Origin of the sequence: Selenomonas sp. oral taxon 920, from assembly GCF_001717585.1 — a bacterium.
GTDB lineage: Bacteria > Bacillota > Negativicutes > Selenomonadales > Selenomonadaceae > Centipeda.
The window spans coordinates 1,351,187-1,368,204 of record NZ_CP017042.1 but is presented as its reverse complement, the minus strand read 5'-3'; the positions used below and the strand labels follow the sequence as shown (position 1 = coordinate 1,368,204).

At 49.1% G+C, this 17,018-nt stretch carries 19 protein-coding genes and 1 pseudogene; 13 read left to right on the top strand and 7 right to left on the bottom strand.

Features of this window, described 5'->3' with window-relative positions:
* Nucleotides 1-5 precede the first annotated feature (5 nt).
* A complete protein-coding gene (locus BCS37_RS06405) occupies nucleotides 6-614 on the bottom strand; it encodes an SAP domain-containing protein (RefSeq protein WP_021685511.1) in 609 nt (202 codons plus the stop codon).
* 38 nt (nucleotides 615-652) lie between these two features.
* Between BCS37_RS06405 and BCS37_RS06400 the strand changes: the two genes are divergently transcribed.
* The 7 genes and pseudogenes from BCS37_RS06400 to BCS37_RS06370 all read left to right on the top strand — a co-directional run bounded on the left by BCS37_RS06400 (nucleotide 653) and on the right by BCS37_RS06370 (nucleotide 5,777).
* Nucleotides 653-1,084: a WYL domain-containing protein gene (locus BCS37_RS06400; protein WP_069180675.1), complete on the top strand. Its 432-nt coding sequence runs from the start codon at nucleotides 653-655 to the stop codon at nucleotides 1,082-1,084.
* A 130-nt stretch (nucleotides 1,085-1,214) separates the two neighbouring features.
* Nucleotides 1,215-1,901, top strand: a pseudogene (locus BCS37_RS06395) (magnesium chelatase domain-containing protein); the annotation flags it as partial.
* 69 nt (nucleotides 1,902-1,970) lie between these two features.
* The gene (locus BCS37_RS06390; RefSeq protein WP_006696190.1) at nucleotides 1,971-2,309 is read left to right on the top strand and encodes a transposase; all 339 of its coding nucleotides are present in this window, start codon (nucleotides 1,971-1,973) and stop codon (nucleotides 2,307-2,309) included.
* A complete protein-coding gene (locus tag BCS37_RS06385; RefSeq protein ID WP_006696189.1) occupies nucleotides 2,306-3,214 on the top strand; it encodes an IS3 family transposase in 909 nt (302 codons plus the stop codon). The genes BCS37_RS06390 and BCS37_RS06385 overlap by 4 nt, the downstream gene beginning before the upstream one ends.
* Before the next feature lie 235 nt (nucleotides 3,215-3,449).
* Nucleotides 3,450-3,821 carry a cupin domain-containing protein gene (locus BCS37_RS06380; protein ID WP_006696188.1) on the top strand — a complete coding sequence of 124 codons (372 nt, stop codon included), beginning with the start codon at nucleotides 3,450-3,452 and terminating at the stop codon, nucleotides 3,819-3,821.
* A 237-nt stretch (nucleotides 3,822-4,058) separates the two neighbouring features.
* Nucleotides 4,059-5,132, top strand: a complete 1,074-nt coding sequence (locus BCS37_RS06375; protein WP_083205776.1) for a YifB family Mg chelatase-like AAA ATPase — start codon at nucleotides 4,059-4,061, stop codon at nucleotides 5,130-5,132.
* Nucleotides 5,133-5,174: 42 nt separating this feature from the next.
* Nucleotides 5,175-5,777, top strand: a complete 603-nt coding sequence (locus BCS37_RS06370; protein ID WP_069180674.1) for an AbiU2 domain-containing protein — start codon at nucleotides 5,175-5,177, stop codon at nucleotides 5,775-5,777.
* Nucleotides 5,778-6,133: 356 nt separating this feature from the next.
* Here BCS37_RS06370 and BCS37_RS06365 read toward each other — a convergent pair whose 3' ends face one another.
* From BCS37_RS06365 to BCS37_RS06340, 6 genes are all read right to left on the bottom strand, one after another.
* Nucleotides 6,134-6,838, bottom strand: a complete 705-nt coding sequence (locus BCS37_RS06365) for a PaeR7I family type II restriction endonuclease (protein ID WP_069180673.1) — start codon at nucleotides 6,836-6,838, stop codon at nucleotides 6,134-6,136.
* Nucleotides 6,838-8,433, bottom strand: coding sequence for an Eco57I restriction-modification methylase domain-containing protein (locus BCS37_RS06360; RefSeq protein ID WP_069180672.1), 1,596 nt, complete (start codon nucleotides 8,431-8,433; stop codon nucleotides 6,838-6,840). The genes BCS37_RS06365 and BCS37_RS06360 overlap by 1 nt, the downstream gene beginning before the upstream one ends.
* A gap of 261 nt (nucleotides 8,434-8,694) precedes the next feature.
* Entirely contained in the window at nucleotides 8,695-8,898 is a 204-nt protein-coding gene (locus BCS37_RS06355) for a helix-turn-helix domain-containing protein (RefSeq protein WP_069180671.1), read from the bottom strand.
* Nucleotides 8,899-8,910: 12 nt separating this feature from the next.
* On the bottom strand, nucleotides 8,911-10,728 hold the full coding sequence (locus tag BCS37_RS06350) for an ATP-binding protein (protein ID WP_069180670.1): 1,818 nt from the start codon (nucleotides 10,726-10,728) through the stop codon (nucleotides 8,911-8,913).
* 4 nt (nucleotides 10,729-10,732) lie between these two features.
* Nucleotides 10,733-11,182 carry an ABC-three component system middle component 2 gene (locus BCS37_RS06345; protein WP_069180669.1) on the bottom strand — a complete coding sequence of 150 codons (450 nt, stop codon included), beginning with the start codon at nucleotides 11,180-11,182 and terminating at the stop codon, nucleotides 10,733-10,735.
* Nucleotides 11,175-12,188, bottom strand: a complete 1,014-nt coding sequence (locus tag BCS37_RS06340; protein WP_069180668.1) for an ABC-three component system protein — start codon at nucleotides 12,186-12,188, stop codon at nucleotides 11,175-11,177. Before BCS37_RS06340 ends, BCS37_RS06345 begins: the two co-directional genes overlap by 8 nt.
* Nucleotides 12,189-12,613: 425 nt before the next feature.
* On the opposite strand from BCS37_RS06340, the gene BCS37_RS06335 reads away from it, so the two are divergent.
* The 6 genes from BCS37_RS06335 (at nucleotide 12,614) to BCS37_RS06310 (ending at nucleotide 17,009) form a co-directional block, all read left to right on the top strand.
* A complete protein-coding gene (locus BCS37_RS06335; RefSeq protein WP_069180667.1) occupies nucleotides 12,614-13,108 on the top strand; it encodes an RNA polymerase sigma factor in 495 nt (164 codons plus the stop codon).
* Between the two features lie 79 nt (nucleotides 13,109-13,187).
* Nucleotides 13,188-13,400: a hypothetical protein gene (locus BCS37_RS06330; protein WP_069180666.1), complete on the top strand. Its 213-nt coding sequence runs from the start codon at nucleotides 13,188-13,190 to the stop codon at nucleotides 13,398-13,400.
* Nucleotides 13,378-13,887, top strand: a complete 510-nt coding sequence (locus tag BCS37_RS06325) for a siphovirus Gp157 family protein (protein ID WP_069180665.1) — start codon at nucleotides 13,378-13,380, stop codon at nucleotides 13,885-13,887. Before BCS37_RS06330 ends, BCS37_RS06325 begins: the two co-directional genes overlap by 23 nt.
* A gap of 14 nt (nucleotides 13,888-13,901) precedes the next feature.
* Nucleotides 13,902-14,903 carry an ATP-binding protein gene (locus tag BCS37_RS06320; RefSeq protein WP_069180664.1) on the top strand — a complete coding sequence of 334 codons (1,002 nt, stop codon included), beginning with the start codon at nucleotides 13,902-13,904 and terminating at the stop codon, nucleotides 14,901-14,903.
* A 15-nt stretch (nucleotides 14,904-14,918) separates the two neighbouring features.
* Nucleotides 14,919-15,419 carry a hypothetical protein gene (locus tag BCS37_RS06315; RefSeq protein WP_069180663.1) on the top strand — a complete coding sequence of 167 codons (501 nt, stop codon included), beginning with the start codon at nucleotides 14,919-14,921 and terminating at the stop codon, nucleotides 15,417-15,419.
* 15 nt (nucleotides 15,420-15,434) lie between these two features.
* Nucleotides 15,435-17,009 (top strand): DEAD/DEAH box helicase, encoded by a 1,575-nt coding sequence (locus BCS37_RS06310; protein ID WP_069180662.1) that lies wholly within the window; start codon nucleotides 15,435-15,437, stop codon nucleotides 17,007-17,009.
* Nucleotides 17,010-17,018: the final 9 nt, after the last annotated feature.

Sequence of the window (17,018 nt, the reverse complement as noted above, 5' to 3'; positions counted from 1 at the left end):
TATCCTTAAAGCTTTTCGAGTTGTTTTAAATGATCTTGCACTAATGTGCGTGAATACATTTTAGGTTGATCGGAATCACGAACAATTCGCCATAGGATAGCAGCTGCCTTTAATTTTGATTTGAACTTGTCATTTATGGGATCAGCGCAGAAATCTTTTAAGAAGCGGTTCCATTCGCATACAGAAGAATCATACTTTGCATACGTCGATATCCCCTTATATACATTCAACATGTCCTGTATAGTAAACGATGTGTCGTGATCCGCTTTCACCTTTCGCCATGCGGTCGCCATATCTGCTGTAAATTTAAAGGGAGAAACCCTCGTCAGATTTGAGAAATATGTTCTAAACTTTGTGTTGAACGAAAAGTTGCAAGCAAGTAATGGTGTGTCCAAGGAAATCGCTCCAGATGATATCATCTGCTCTTTTTGGGGAGTGGCTTTGACTATGTTCCCTTTAAAGTATTCTGCAATGTTGTGATTGAGATCTTTTTTTACCCCCCTGTGTGCAATTCCAAGCTTTTTGCAAATCTCTACGAGTTCTGTTCGATACCAATAATATTTTATAAACTCCTCATATGAGCGAATCTCATCAAATGCAGGACGCTGTGTCATAATGACATCTCCTCGTAAATAGCAGGTCAGACGAATAGATGTCTATCATTATATCACATTTATGGTATGACACAACGCATGATTTCGAGATGGAGCAGGCGCGTGTCTTTCGGTGTGGCCGCATCACTGTGGTGGAGGAGTGTACGGATGTGACGGGGATGCCACTTTTATCCTTTGCTCATCCCGCAGAGGATCTCTATTGCCGTGTCGATGCACTCTCCTTTGTCGTCGAGATTACGGCACAGGGACGGGATTTCTTTTATAAAGAACACTATCCATCCATGCGACTTGTGGAGGAGAATGGGCGGTACTATATCCATGGATTTTACAATGTGGGCGAGGAGGAGTTCATCGCGGATTACTTTATCCACTATGGGGATGCAGTGCAAACAGTCGAGCCTTTGGCACTCAGAGATGTGATCCGCACAAGACTGCATACGTTGACGGTGCATTATAAGGAGATAACGTAATTCTTCATTATGTGTAGAGCCTCCCGCATGGGGGCTGCTACAGGCAGATTTTTTCACAAAGAATCATTAGCCATCTTCCCCTATCCTGTGTTATAATTTTCTTATATTTGAAACGTAGGAGGGAAGGCCCTTGTTTGCAAAGACCTATGGTGCGACGACCCTCGGGATAGATGGACAGATTATCGACGTTGAGGTGGATGTGTCGCCGGGGCTGCCGGGCTTTGAACTGGTGGGGCTTCCCGATACGTCGGTGAAGGAGTCGAAGGAGCGGGTACGCACGGCGATTCGGAACTCCGGCATTCAGCTGCGGCAGGAGAGGGTGACGGTGAATCTTGCGCCCGCCGATGTGCGAAAGGACAGCTCCGGGCTTGATCTGCCGATTGCCGTCGGACTCCTTGCATCCTACGGTATGGTTCCCGAGGCGGCAGTGCAGAGCGCACTGTTCTCGGCAGAACTCTCTCTCGATGGGAACTGCCGTCCGATCAGCGGCATCCTTCCGATGGCGATTACGGCACGGGAGAACGGTCTGACGGAGTTCTACGTTGCACCGTCCAATGCAGACGAGGCACTCCTGATTGACGGACTGAAGGTCTATGCGGTTGAGAATTTGGCACAACTTGTGCGTCATTTGACGGGTACGGAGAAGTTGACTCCTTCTGCGCCAAAACCAATCAAAGACACAAAAGACAATGCCTTTACCGATGACTTTGCGGATGTGCAGGGATAGTATCAGGCGAAGCGTGCGCTTGAGATTGCAGCGGCAGGAGGGCATAACGTCCTTATGGTGGGTGTACCCGGCTCGGGCAAGATGATGTTGTATAAATAAAGTTGACAACTTCTCTGCAAGGATTTTAGATAAAGTCAAAGAGGAGAAGGAGAGATCAAAATGGCAACAAACAGACAATACGATCACGAATTTAAGGTGCAGGCAATCAAGCTGGCGCAGGAAATCGGTCAGGCGAAAGCCGCCAAAGAGCTGGGAATTTCCAAGAACACAATGTATACATGGATGCGTGCTCATCGGCTTGGATATTTGGATCTTGGGTGTGGCACGCAAACACCGCAGAGTGCCCTAAGTCTGCACGAGGAACTCGTACAGCTTCGTGCACAACTCAAAGCACAGGAGAAGGAAATTCGACGGCTAAAGAAAGAGAATGACTTTCTGGAGGAAGCAAGCGCTTTTTTCGCCGCGAGCCGTCTGAAGTCAACAAAAACGAACGCATGAAGTTGATTGCGTTCAAGACCTCAGATGGCGCCCTCAAAGGAAATATCAGCTTCTGCTGCAAGATGCTCCATGTCACGAGACAGGGATTTTATCAGTATTTGACGAGCAAAGACCGCCCATGGAAATATCAGGAACTTGCCGACGCCATGATGCAGATTCATGCAGAGGACGAATGCAACGACACCTACGGAAGAATCCGCATGTATCAGGCACTCAAGATCAAACAGCCGGAAGGCGTCCGTATTCCGAGTGAACGAACTGTTTACCGTGTTATGGAAGAGATTGGCTTAAGTCATCGCCCCAATCATAGACCGAACGGTATCACCAAAACAGATCATAAGGCACAGATGTCAGAGGATCTCATGGGGCGCGATTTTACTGCCGACACACCTCTTTCCAAGTGTGTCACTGACATGACAAAGATTCCGGCGTATGACGGAAAACTCTACATTTCAGCACTCTTTGACTGTTATGATGCCAGCGTGCTCGGACTGTCTATGGACACGAACATGAAGGCTTCTCTATGCGTAAGGATGCTGGATAACGCTATGCTCTCCTACCCAAAGCTCAGGGGAGCAATCCTGCACTCGGATCGCGGCAGCCAGTATACGAGTCAGCTGTATCGGGAGGCAATTCATACCTATGGGATTCGTCAAAGCATGAACAGTGCCGGTGGACGCTGTCATGATAATGCGCGCTGTGAGAGTATGTGGGCGCGCATGAAGTCCGAGCTGCTCTATGGACGCTATGACACAAAGAAGATGACAATCGAAGAGTTGAAGGTACTGGTTTGGCGATACTTCATGAGCTATTGGAACAACCGTCGGATTTGTTCAACAAACGGGGGGCTTCCTCCGATGGTGAAGCGGCGTCAGTTCTATGACTCTATTGCCGCAGCTACTTAAGCGTTCATTCCCTTGTGAGAAATTTGTCAACTGTTCTTGACAATATCATCCGTTGTGGTAGAATGGGGGTAATCCATAGTGCTCCTTTGCTGATGTTTTGTAGCAGAACCATTATAGCACGGGATGTCACTATGGATTTTGTTTTTGTTTAGCTGTTCAACTTCATTTTACAACGAACCGAATTATAATAACATGGAATATTTCAACCAATGATTGTACGAGAGGAGAAAACGTGATGAGCAAGGCGATTACAAACGATTTCGAGACACGCCGTTATCGTCTCGCCGAAGTGGCGAAATCGGGCGATGTCGCGACGCGCACACCGATCTACGCGACGGAGTCGACGAGCGGGGTTGTTTGGGTGCTAAAGCCGGGGCAAACAATCAAGCCGCACGGACACGCCAAAGCGGACGATATCTGGATCTGCATTCAAGGTGAGGGCGTTTTCTATCCAGCAATCGGCGAGGAACGCCCTATCGAAAAGGGGGATGTCATCGTCTCTGCAAAGGGGATGTGCCACGGCATGAAGAACACGGGCACAGAGGACTTCATTTTCGTTGGCATCCTTGCCCCCGTTCCGGCAGACTACTTTCCTATCGAAAAATAGCTATTATTTTAATCGCTTAATTTTCTGTGGAAAATTCTCCAGTGGGAGTAGTAGAGCGTTCAAATAGCAAGGTTGAACTTTATTATCAGTATTTTACTAAGATTTCTCACCACAGAGATTCCATTCGCTCTACCTGGACGTCTGGAATCTCTCTTTTTTGTTGCAAAGAATCATTAGCCATCTTCCCCTATCCTGTGTTATAATTTTCTTATATTTGAAACGTGGGAGGGAAGGCCGTTGTTTGCAAAGACCTATGGTGCGACGACCCTCGGGATAGATGGACGGATTATCGACGTTGAGGTGGATGTGTCGCCCGGGCTGCCGGGCTTTGAGCTGGTCGGTCTTCCCGATACGTCGGTAAAGGAGTCAAAGGAGCGGGTACGGACGGCGATTCGTAACTCCGGCATCCAGCTGCGGCAGGAACGGGTGACGGTGAATCTTGCACCTGCTGATGTGCGAAAGGACAGTTCAGGGCTTGATCTGCCGATCGCCGTCGGACTCCTTGCATCCTACGGTATGGTTCCAGAGGCGGCGGTGCAGAATGCGCTCTTCTCTGCGGAGCTTTCCCTCGATGGAAACTGTCGACCGATCAGCGGGATTCTCCCAATGGCAATCACGGCGCGGGAACATGGGTTGACAGAGTTTTACGTTGCTCCCTCCAATGCAGATGAGGCACTCCTGATTGACGGACTGAAGGTCTATGCGGTCGAGAATCTGGCGCAGCTTGTGCGTCATTTGACAGGGGCAGAAACACTGACTCCCGCTGAGCCACAAGCAACAGAACAGAAAAAGGACGCTGCGTTTACCGATGACTTTGCGGACGTACAGGGGCAGTATCAGGCGAAACGTGCGCTTGAGATTGCGGCAGCAGGAGGGCACAATGTCCTCATGGTTGGCGTTCCCGGCTCGGGCAAGACGATGCTGGCACGTCGGATGCCTTCGATTCTGCCGGAGCTGACGAAGGAAGAAGCCATCGAGATCACGAAGATTTACAGCATCTCGGGGCTGCTCGGAAAGGATACAGGGCTTGTGACCACGCGCCCCTTCCGCAGTCCGCATCATACGTCCTCGACGGTGGCGATGATCGGCGGCGGGAGCATTCCGCGTCCGGGCGAGGTGACGCTTGCCCATCACGGCGTGCTCTTTCTCGACGAGCTGCCGGAGTTCAGCAAGAAGACGCTTGAGGTGCTGCGTGAGCCAATCGAGGATCGTCAGATTACGGTGTCGCGTGCGAACGCAACACTGACCTTTCCCTCTAGTATCATTTTGGTAGCGGCAATGAACGACGTAACGTCAATAACGATACAATGATAAAAACATGATATACGAGTAACTGTTATGTAGGTGGACGTAATGAGTCAACAAGAAAAGATGAAAAATGATTTCCTGAAAGAAGTGGAAGGGTATATTTTACAATTATTATACACACAGGATCTTATTTCTGTGCTCAAGGATATTAGAGACCTAGAGCATAAAATGGCTGCTGCACCTAATTTCACCTTAATTACAGAATGTGCTTTATCAGATAGCTATATGTTGGTGTTGATGAGACTGTACGATAAATCAAAGAAAAGCAAAAACATATATTCGTTAATTGAAAAATGTAAGAAAAATAGTTTTCTATTTAAAAATAAAAAGGATGTTCTATCTAAGATTGATGAATTTCAAGATGAACTTGAAAAGGACGAATTTATTTCTCATACGGTAAATGTTCTTAGAGAGCGTCGTGATACCATTTATGCACATAATGACAGTAAATACTTTGGATATAAAATAGAAGAAGATAAGACATATTTGAAAACATTCCACATACAAATTCTAGTTGATTTTACAGAGAGAATATTAACATATATTTTTTCTCAGTTAAGTTCAGAGGTGATGAATAAAGTAAAATATGACAATGATTTAAAGAAAATATTCAAAAAACAGTCATCGAGTATAAATGATAAGGAATAAACAATGGCTCTGCTTTGCTAAAGACCTCGAATATGTCAAAAAAGAGGGGATGAGGTAATGAAAACTTAGATTTACTATTGACGATATAGAGGGGCTACAATCGATTTCTACGAATACTCAGATAGATAAAAAAATCCTCCTGTTGTGGTATAAAGCCACACTGGGAGGATTTTTCATATGGAAGAATTTAATGAAGATACTGTCCCACAATAAGGATTTAACGATTCCCTCTCATGGTGAAATAAAGAGTTTGATCGAAGCGTCTCTCGGGGGGGGTGAGTGTGTGAAAGACACTCTGTAAAAACTTCACACTCGAAGAAACATGTCTCTTCTCTTGAATAAAGCAATCCATTTTGCTATGCCATATGAACTGTCAATCTAGACTGGATGGCAGCGATGAATTTGTCATAAGTCAAATCCTTATCAGGTTCAACTATTTCACCGCTTTTCGGATCTACTCCGACAATCCAAACAGCCTGATAAAGTCTTTCTGATAACAGTCTTTTACACAGTATTCTCAATCTCTCGAAATAGGATGCATGCAAAAACACTTTGTCTATTGGATAAACACTCTTATGTGGCTCTCCGCTTTTCTTAAGACTCTCATTACACATTTTGACTACAAGAACATAACCTATAACAGGCGGCTGTGTATTGAACGGAATGAGTGAATTCTTTACAGCATGATCCAAATCTATAGCACTACCAAGTGACTCTTCTGATCGGTTATTAGCATTGTTTCCGAATGAGCTATTAATGCTTTTCAGCTCAACCGCTGCCAATAACTCGTCATCTCCAAAAGCCAACAGATCCCAATCTTTCGATGGCCTGAACCATCCTGGGAGCCGCAAGCATCCACCTTTATAGTAAACATCTTTATCCACAAAGCCACATGAAATAAGATCCTGCCGAATTGCTTCTGCAATAGGATTCATATGTTTTCCACCTGTTACTTTGCTCCGTTCGCCCTGATCATGGACACCGCGTTCAGCTTGTCTCGTTTCAGCCTCATTCAGATTTCTGTACATTTGAAGAAGCGCATCTTTCACTTTCTGATTCATTATTTACCCTCCAAACCATATGCAACAAGGGCTGCACGGCTTGCCGCAGCTCTATCATTCGTTTCAAATGCAAGTTTTAACTCCTCGGCGGTTTCATCAGGAATATCCTTTGGATTCGGAACATGAATCAAACGAAGATATTGCGCTTGGAAACGTTTTGTACCACCTCTCATCTTTACGCCCAATGCGTCAATAAAGGATTCGGCTATGTCACTCATTAATAAACCGCCGAGTACCTTTATATCCCAATGATCCGATACCAGCCAGTAGCAATTGTGGCATGGATATCTTGTTCCATCACTATATACAGGGTCAGCACTCATAGCCATATCAGGGAATAACAGCATTGGTGCTCCAAGGATCTGCCAGTTTATTTTGTCTATCGTCCTGTACCATGCTTTCTGGTTTTTCTTTGCTACATGCCTTCTTGTAATATCGGATTTATGGGTTTCAAAATATAGTTTTAATCTTGGGAAGTCTGACAAATCAACTAATGAACCATCCTGATTCCATGGATTAACTAACCAATTTGAATCTGTGTTGCCGCGCCTTCTCCAATCTCTCATATTGAACATGGGCAGCATTCTCTCTTCTTCAACAAGATTTGGTGATTTTACGATATACACATCGTCTTTACCGGTGGCAAGACCAATACCAAGTTTTACCCCGGAATCCTCAAGAGATGGGAACTGGTTCATCAGGTTGAGAATGTTTTTAATCTTATTTGGCTCCGATAGCGGAATCATAGCAGTTCCCTTTGGACTGTTAAGTTTCATTGCGGAGAAATTTGTACCCACATAATCACTATCTCCGCTTTGAAGCCACATCTTTAATTCCGGAGCATCATCACTGCTGAAGGCTTGCTTACAATCTGCATATTTGATTTTGCCCTCTAGTTTATCAATGCGGATAATTGAAGGATACGCCGAAACCTCGGTTTCAAAAGCATCTATCCCATGCATTCTGACAATAGTATCCAGATGATATTTCTTAGAAATCAAACCTCTTAATTTTTTTCCATACTGATTCTGCATCCATCTATCCGCACAAATGAAGCCAAGGACTCCATTTTTGTCCTTAAGTGACTTTATTCCCTTTTCAATAAAGCCGACGAATATATCGCACCCTTTTGTCATCGTTGATAGCTGATAGCAGTATTTTTCTCTTGCTTCTGCAGGTATATCGGTCGCTCTTAGATATGGCGGGTTTCCTATCACATAATCGCAAGGAACTGTATCTGCTAAAAGATAATCTCCATGTATTACCCACATGCTTGAAAGTTTTTCAGCTTCTTCATGGTTCATCCCGTTCAAAATAAGAATCTCTTTGGCAATCGAATGCGAAATGGTGACGGAGTTTTCGTCTAACTCATAGCAGACAACGCAATTTTGCAGTGTATTAGCATTAAATTTACCATCTCTTTTGGCAGATTCAATCAGTCTCTCTACAATCTCTCTAACAAAAGAACCATGACCACAAGAAGGCTCAACCACAACGTTTTTCCAAAGAGGAAGATCAGACGTGTAGCCTGCAATATCCAAGACAAGTTTTACTACCCATTTTTTTGTATATATTACTCCGTTATTACCAGCCATCGTAACTCCTACTTTCAGGTAAACTAATGTGTTAGCTGAGCAAACCTAATGGGGTGGGGGAGAGACAAGACTTGACGCAGTCAGTAAAAATGTGCTTTCCATGCGTATATATTCTAACTGACCTTCATGGAAAGCATCTGTTCAATCATCTCATGCACCGACCGACTATTGCTGTGACCTTTGCCAGCTGCTTATCCTTACGGCATAGATATTGGATGGAGGGCGTGTTCATATCGAGGGGGGATCGAATCCTGCATGAGCTTACTCCTTCACGGACTCCATAATATCTTCAATATTGCAGTCGAGAGCCACGCATATCTTCAGCAGGATGTCAGTGGTGATATTCTCGCCCTTGCCCAGCTTGGCGATGGAGGCGGGGCTGATGCCCGTTATGCGCCTGAGATCCTGCCGATTCATGCCTTTGTCGATCAGGAGCTTCCACAGCCTGTTATAAGTTATTCGCATATCCGTCTCCGCTTACTCTACGCCATGCAGAAAACCGGGACGGCCTTCCGTCAGCCCCTTGGTGAAGGTGATGACATTGGCACCTGCTGCCTCGTAGTCCAAATCCGGCAGATTCTTGGAGTTCTCAATGATAATCAGCTGTCCCTCTTCTTGGTGGTTCATGAAATAGCGGAAGAGTCCGGAACACATACTTTCCGGCGCAGAATCCGCTACGCCTTGGTCAAGACCAAGAAGGGGCGTGTCAATGATGAGGAAGCCCGGATAATATTTTCCATGGTGAGCAAGATAGTGTCGGAAGGTAAGTGCAGTTACGCTGTTGACAAAGGACGTATATCCCTGCCCTTCATGGGTAGATTTTTTATGCCCATCAATCTCTATGTCAAAATCGGAGATGTTGAAATTGGCAGAAGTAGGTTCTGGCGAATAGCTGCATTCACGGAGGATTTCCATGTAATATTGGTTGATGAGCCTTTTGAAATCATCGTCAAAATGCTCTCTGGGATGATATTGCCGCACATTTTCTGTTTCGACCGGAGGATTCCGTAAATCTTTCTCCCAGACGGCTGCAAAATCATCGATCACGCTCATCTCACGTTTTAACTGCAGGAAACTTTTGTAGACTGCGAGGGATTTACGCATTTCCTCTGCCTTAGGGCGAAGTTCCTGCTGAATGAGGTTTTCGATGCTGTCCTTCTCGGCATCAAGTTTCGCCATTTCCACCGACATCCAGTTCATTTCCTCGGCGAGCGACTGTTCTGCTTTCGTCAAATCATTCATCTGAGCCAGTATGCGGGACAGTTCTCCACGGGCAGACTCGATGTAGGTTTCATCATCCTTGGGCGTGAAATGACTCTCGCAAAAGGGGCAGACGTTGTTCTTATCGTGAACACTCCGGCTCATCTCGCCGTCAGCAATGAAGGTCAGCCGTTTAATGTCGGCTGTGTACTGACTTTTGAGGGTGGCGTACCGAGACTTCATCAGCTCCGCCTCGGTAACTTTCTCCTGCAGGTCACTCATTTCCTGCACCAGATCCTGCCGGCGGGAGAGTGCTGCAGAGATTGCAGATTCCGTCTGCTCAATCCCTGCAATAAGGGAAGTCATCTGCTGCTCCACATCAATGCCCTGAAATGCCGTCATCTGTTTTTGCAGTACCTTCTTTTTCTCGGCGACGTTGCTGATTTGCCTGTTCACATATCTTGTAACGGCATTTTGCTCTGCAATGCGGATTTCCTTTTTGGTCTGCTCATCCTGCTCGGGAAAATTGAAGCCGGTCATCAGAAACAGCAGGGAGGAAAAGAAGACGGTCTTTTGAATACTTTCCTTCGGCTCCAACACGGATTTCACATTGCCAATGTCATTGTTGAGGAAGATCAGCATATGGAGGAAGGTTCGGAGTGTCAGCGGCGCCCGCTTGAAATCGATGTTCTTGATCACCATGCAGGGGGTGGGAATCCCCATCACGTTCAGGAGCAGATCACTCAGCACCGGTAAAGCGGTGGTTTTACTCTGACTGTGGTTCAGATTGTATTTGCCACTGTACACACCCGGGATGTCGGTCTTAACGTCCACTTGATTTTTGCCAAAATTGCGTGTGATGCCGATCGTTCCTGCGGCCGCCTGCACCAGAAGTTCCACTTGGTCGTAACCCAAGGGCTCGTCTATGGGAGGTTCGCCCATTTTGCCAAGCGCAAAATCAATGCACCGAGCAATGGCGGTCTTCCCAGTATTTGATCGCCCGCAGATGATATTCAGACCGGGGGTGAAATCCACGAAAGAGTCGCACTTGCCTATGCCTCTTGCCGTGACACGGCTAAAATATATTCCGGCCATCCATTTATCTCCTCTTTAGCGCGTCCATCGCCTGTCGCGTAATCTTTGAAAGCAAAGACGCATCGGATGTTTTTCCAAGCATCCGGTGTGTCTTTTTTACTGTCTCCATATATGCTGCAGCGTATTCGGACTGCATGGATTTCACGAACTCACGGCCGCGCTCATTCAGTCCGAACAAGAATCCTCTGGGGGAATGCTCTACGGCAGCAAAGCCGTCCAGCAGGAGGGATTTCAATGCGCCGTTCAATTGCTCCCGTTTGGCGGAGAATTCGCTGAAGCTGAACTGGTTTTCGCCATGCAGGTTTTGTTCTGCCATACCGAAATCCCGTCCATAGACTGTCATAAGGTCATACGCCGCGATGCGGTCAATGGTTATGGAACGGGGCTTTACGGCAGAGAGGATGAGCAAAATGCGAAGTGACACCTCAAAGGACGTATTGAACAGTTTAGGCATCGGTGTTCACCCACGATTTGATTCGCGCATCGTCCACCAAGATATGACAGATGCCCTTTCGGGTTTTGTTTGTGATAAAACCCTTGATATTGACGAGGTTCGACTTGGCAAGTTCCGTACTGGTGATTTTCTTCAATACTTCCTGCAGTCGGTCATAGCCTGTCTCATGATTCTCGTCGAAATACACCATTTCGATGCCGTCATAGGCATCGTCCTTCAGTGCATCAAATTGCCGCTCTCCATCCACAAAGGCATCCCGCACGCTGCGTTCGATGCTTTTTGCATCGAAATATGCCTGCCGCTGCAGCTCTAAATGCCGTTGCAGTTTTTCCGGCAATTCGCCTGTGGTCTTGGGCGTGACTTCCTTTGCGAGCCGCTCCGTATATACCTCGCAGAGCGCATGGATATACGGGAGCGTGGCTTCGTTGATATTCTTGTAGGGTTTCAGGGCGACAGACAGTTTAATGACATCGCCGTCGGGAAGATAGACCGCTCCATCCACAAAGCGGGCGGGTTGAATCGGCACAGGAGGAACAGCTTCGCCGACTTCGTTCCTTCCCTCAAAGAGATCAATTTGGGCGCCGGGGAGTTTTTGCAGTTCCGCTTTGATGATGCTGCAGAAAATCTCGGCGCACGTCTCGTCCACATTGTCTGTGGTGCAATCTACCCTGTATTGAGAGAGGTCGGTGCACAGATTTTTGCGGGCATCGAAGGGGATATCTGCGGCTGCTTCCAAGAAGCGGCTCTTGTCAAGATTGGCATGAACCGCCCGCAGGACAGATTCCGGGATGTCTCTCTTTCCCTTGTACATTTTGTAGGCGGCACTTTTCTCAGATTCCTTGCCGAAAGGGTAGTACTTGTCATCATCGTCCAGACCAACCTCGCGAGAAGAGATCGGTTCCTTCATAAAGAGGGCAAAGAAGTAGGCGCAGAAACTCGGTATCGATTTGTTCTCCGCACCAACGTACTTTCTCATGATCTGTAAAAACAGACTGATGGTTAACACAAAACTCCCCCTTCGCGAAAAGTGGACAGAGTCTGTCCGCTCCCGTCCATCGGAGTCCAATTTTTGAGGGAGCGGATTTGGTATGCTTTACCCGGATGGTGAGAGAACATCATCGCACATAAAACACAGTTTCTATTATATCAGCAGTAAGGGGGAAAAATCTACATTTTTGTTAATGGAATTTATGTGAATGTGAACATTCACAAGCCGTAATCGTAAATCTTGTAAATTTCTCAATGCCTTGAGATGGCCATTAGGGGCGGCGGGAACGCACGAAGAGACGAACTGCACGAGCAGTATTGGCACTTCGGTGTTTCCACCGTGACTTTTTGCGCCCATTTTCAGGCGAAAGAGGCCGGTGTACATCGCGTGCATCGGCCTTTTGTGTTCCTGCCGCCCGCATCCAAGGCGGAAAGGACACGACCATGAAAATCACTCTGTATTACGAAGACAAGCTCCATCCGACTGTTTTGGAAGTTCCCGAGGAGGAATGCACCGTCATGGTGGAGACGGACTATCGGCAGCGTCTGGATGAAGCCGAGGACAAGAACGCAGTTCAGCGGCGCACGGCACAGGAGATTTTGGATGCCGAGGTCAATGCTCCAACCTTCCGAAGGAATCGCACCGAGACGCGCCGTCATGTCCACTTGTCTGCCGATGATCTTGACCGCCGGAGGGCGGATGCCATGCCCGATGTGTCGACGGCTTTGCTCGGCGCGGATTATTCGGAGCTTCATCACGCCATTGCGCAGCTTCGTCCGCAGCAACGGGAGCTTCTGCGGCGTGTGTTCTGGGAAGGCGTGCGCCAGTCGGAGATTGCGCGTCAGGAGGGCGTATTGGAAAGCACCATATCGGAGCGGATGCGGCGCATCTATCAGCGGCTCAGGAAATTCTTGCCCGACAAGAAAAATTTTCTCTAAAAACCATGAAGTTTTGCATTTTCCGTGGCTCTTAGGTGAAGGGCAACATCAAACCGCCCTTCGGAAAGGATGAATCACGATGCATCACACACTCAACATCAAGGTATCCAGGGAGCGCCAGAGCGGTGGGATCATGGCCTGCCACCGGCTCACAGTGCGGGAGCGTCTGCTTCGCTTCTTCCTTGGTTGTCCCGTGAAGCTCACGGTGATCGTGCCGGGAGATTCCGTGGACGAGGTAGCCATCTTCGAGAAGGGGAAGGAGGGTGCATATGCCGGCACGACCGCTTTATGAGCTTGCTGCAGGTTTCAACGCGCTCTTTGACCTCGTCTTGGATGAAACGATGGACTTGGAACTTTTGGAAGAGGGGCTGCAGTCCATCGAGTGCGCCCTTGAGGAGAAATGCGCGGGCGGCATCGCGCTCATCAAATCGCTGGAAGCGTATGCGGAGGCATACAGGAAGGAAGAGAAACGCTTTGAAGCGCAGCGGCAGATTTTAGAGAACCGCATCAAACGAATCAAGGAGTGGTACCGGCAGAACCTCGATGCGATGGGGAAAACCAAAGTTCCCACCAAGTATGGTGTCATGAGCGTTCAGAAGAACGGCGGCAAACAGCCCCTCAAGATTGACGATGCCGCTCTTATCCCGGAGGCATACCTCGTCACTGTGCCGGCGCATAAGGAAGTGAATCGCGAGGCTCTCTATGAGGCATTAAGCGGCGGCGAGGAAGTCCCCGGCGCACGTTTGGAGCCGAGAGGACGGAGTCTTCGGATCAAGTAGGGAGGAAATAGATCATGCTGAACATTACGAAAGGGAAAATTGACCGCGCCCAAAAGGTGGTCATCTACGGGGCTGAGGGGATTGGAAAGTCCGGTCTTGCCGCAAAATTCCCCGATCCGCTCTTCATCGACACCGAGGGCGGCACGGCGCACATGGATGTGCGACGCATCGAGAAACCGCAGTCGTGGGAGGAAATGCTCTCCGTGGTCAAGGAAGTGGCAGCGACCAAGGATGTGTGCAGGACGCTGGTGCTGGATACCGCCGATTGGGCAGAGCAGTTGATCGTTAGCTACCTCTGCACAAAGTACAAGCAGAACTCCATCGAGTCCTTCGGCTACGGCAAGGGCTATACCTATTTGGGCGAGGAGTTTTCGCGGCTTCTCGGCGCATTGGATATGGTTCTGACTTCTGGAGTTCATGTGGTGGTCACGGCACACGCCAAGATGCGGAAGTTTGAACAGCCGGACGAGATGGGGGCATACGACCGCTGGGAAATGAAACTCAGCAAGCAGGTAGCGCCGCTTCTCAAGGAGTGGTGCGACATTCTGCTCTTTTGCAACTACCAGACCTTTGTGGTCACCTCGGAGAACAACACGCAGAAGGCACAGGGTGGCAAGCGTGTCATGTACACATCCCATCATCCCGCATGGGACGCAAAAAGCCGTGTGCCGCTGCCGGAGGTCTTGGATCTGGACTACAAACACATCGCTCATATCTTCTCGCGGGGGCAGACTCCGGCAGCCACAACCGTCAGGCAGACAGCAATGCAGGAGACACTGGCACCGCAGCAGCAGAACCTGCCGGAGGAAGAAAGCGCTGTCGATGTGTTTCGCAGCATTTTGAAGGAGAAGGGTGTCACCGAGGAGGAGGTGCGGCAGGTGGTCGCCGCGCGTGGGAAATACACAGTGGAGACCCCGATTGACTACTACCCCGACGAATTTTTGTACGGCTACGTCATCCGTTACTGGGATCAGATCTTTGACATCATTCAGCAAAACCGTAAGGCGAAAGGTTAAGGGAGGAAATACATCATGGCAGAATTTGTCAACAACAACGTGGGTATGGATTGGTCTGACACCATCGAGAGCGATGGTCAGGAATTCATTCTCCTGCCCGAAGGGGATTACAATTTCGTGGTGTCCGCCTTTGAGCGGGGGCGTTTTCCGGGGAGCGCCAAGATGCAGGCCTGCAACAAGGCTACGCTGACCCTGCAGGTGGAAACGAAGCAGGGCGTCGCCAGTGTCCGCACCGACCTCATTTTGAACCGCCTCGTGGAGTGGCGCATTTCAGCGTTCTTTCGGTGCATCGGCTGGAAGAAGCACGGCGAGCGGCTGGCGATGAACTGGAACAATCTCGAAGGCGCAAAGGGGCGGGCGCACTTCAAGCCCCGCAAATATACAGACCGGGACGGCAACGAGAAACAGACTAACGATGTGGATCGCTTCTACGATTATGACGAGAAGTTCTTTCCGGTCGAGGACTCTGCGGACTTCGGCGGGATTCCCGTCAGCGCGGCGGACATTCCGTTCTGATGGGAGGAGAAGCAAGTGGAACTTAGACCGTACCAGGTCGAGGCGAAGCAGGCAATCCTTTCCGCATGGAGCGAGGGGCATCGAAAGACGCTCCTCGTCCTCTCCACAGGGCTTGGAAAGACGATTGTGTTTTCCTCGGTGACAGAACATCAAGTGAAGTTGGGACACAGAGTCCTCATCATGGCGCATCGTGGGGAGCTTCTCACCCAAGCCGCCGACAAGCTGAAGATGCTCACAGGACTTGACGCTGCCTTTGAGCAGGGGGAAAACCGCAGCCTCGGCAGTTTCTTTCCCGTGACGGTAGGATCGGTGCAGTCTCTTTGCCAAGAAAAACGGCTCTCGATGTTCCCCAGGGATTACTTTCAGGACATCATCGTGGACGAAGCCCATCATTGTTTGTCGGAGAGCTATCAGCGTGTGCTTTCGCATTTTCCAAACGCCAATGTCCTCGGCGTAACGGCAACACCCGACCGTGGAGACAAGCAGACGCTCGGCACATTTTTTGACTCACAGGCTTATGAGTATTCCATGAGCCGCGCCATTCGGGAGGGGTATCTCTCTCCCGTCAAGGCACGGATGATTCCTTTGCAGCTGGACATCAGCAAGGCCGGAATCTCCGGTGTGGATTACAACGCGGCGGACATTGGCTGCGCCTTGGAGCCGTATCTCCATCAGATTGCAGACGAGATGGCGCGTTACTGCAGGGGCAGAAAGACCGTAGTCTTCCTACCGCTCATCGCCACATCGCAGAAGTTCTGTCGGATGCTGAATGACATCGGCATGAGGGCGGCGGAAGTCAATGGCATGAGCGATGACCGTTCGAAAATCCTCGCAGAGTTTGAGCATGGCATGTACGACGTGCTGTGCAACTCCATGCTCCTTACAGAAGGTTGGGACTGTCCCGCTGTGGACTGCATTGTAATTTTGCGCCCCACCAAAGTGCGGAGCCTCTATCAGCAGATGGTGGGACGGGGTATGCGGCTCTTTCCGGGCAAGGAGAACTTGCTGTTGTTGGACTTTCTCTGGCTGACGGAGCGTCACGATCTCTGCAGACCGTCGTCTCTCATTGCCAAGGACGCGAACATCGCCGCAATGATGGATGAAAACCTCCGAAATGACGAGGAAGTGGACATTCTCGAAGCTGAAGAGGAAGCGGAGCGGGACGTGCTGCGTGAACGGGAGGAGGCACTGGCGCGGGAACTTGCCGCGATGCGGAGCAAGAAGAAAAAACTTGTCGATCCCATCCAGTATGCGCTCTCCATCGCCGCCGAGGATCTCACCAGCTATGCACCGACCTTCCCTTGGGAAATGGGACCGCCGTCCGAAAAACAGCTTGCTTTCCTCGAGAATCGCGGCATCCTGCCCGATACCGTGGAAAATGCCGGTCTTGCCTCTCTCCTCATCGACCGTCTGAAACGGCGACAGGAGGAAGGACTCGCCACACCCAAGCAGATCCGCTGTTTGGAGCGTTACGGCTTTCGGCGCGTAGGCACATGGCAGTTCGACACCGCCAGTGCTCTGATCTCTCGCTTGGCGATGAATCATTGGCGCGTCCCCCAGGGGATGACGCCGTCCGTATATACACCGTGAAAGGACGTG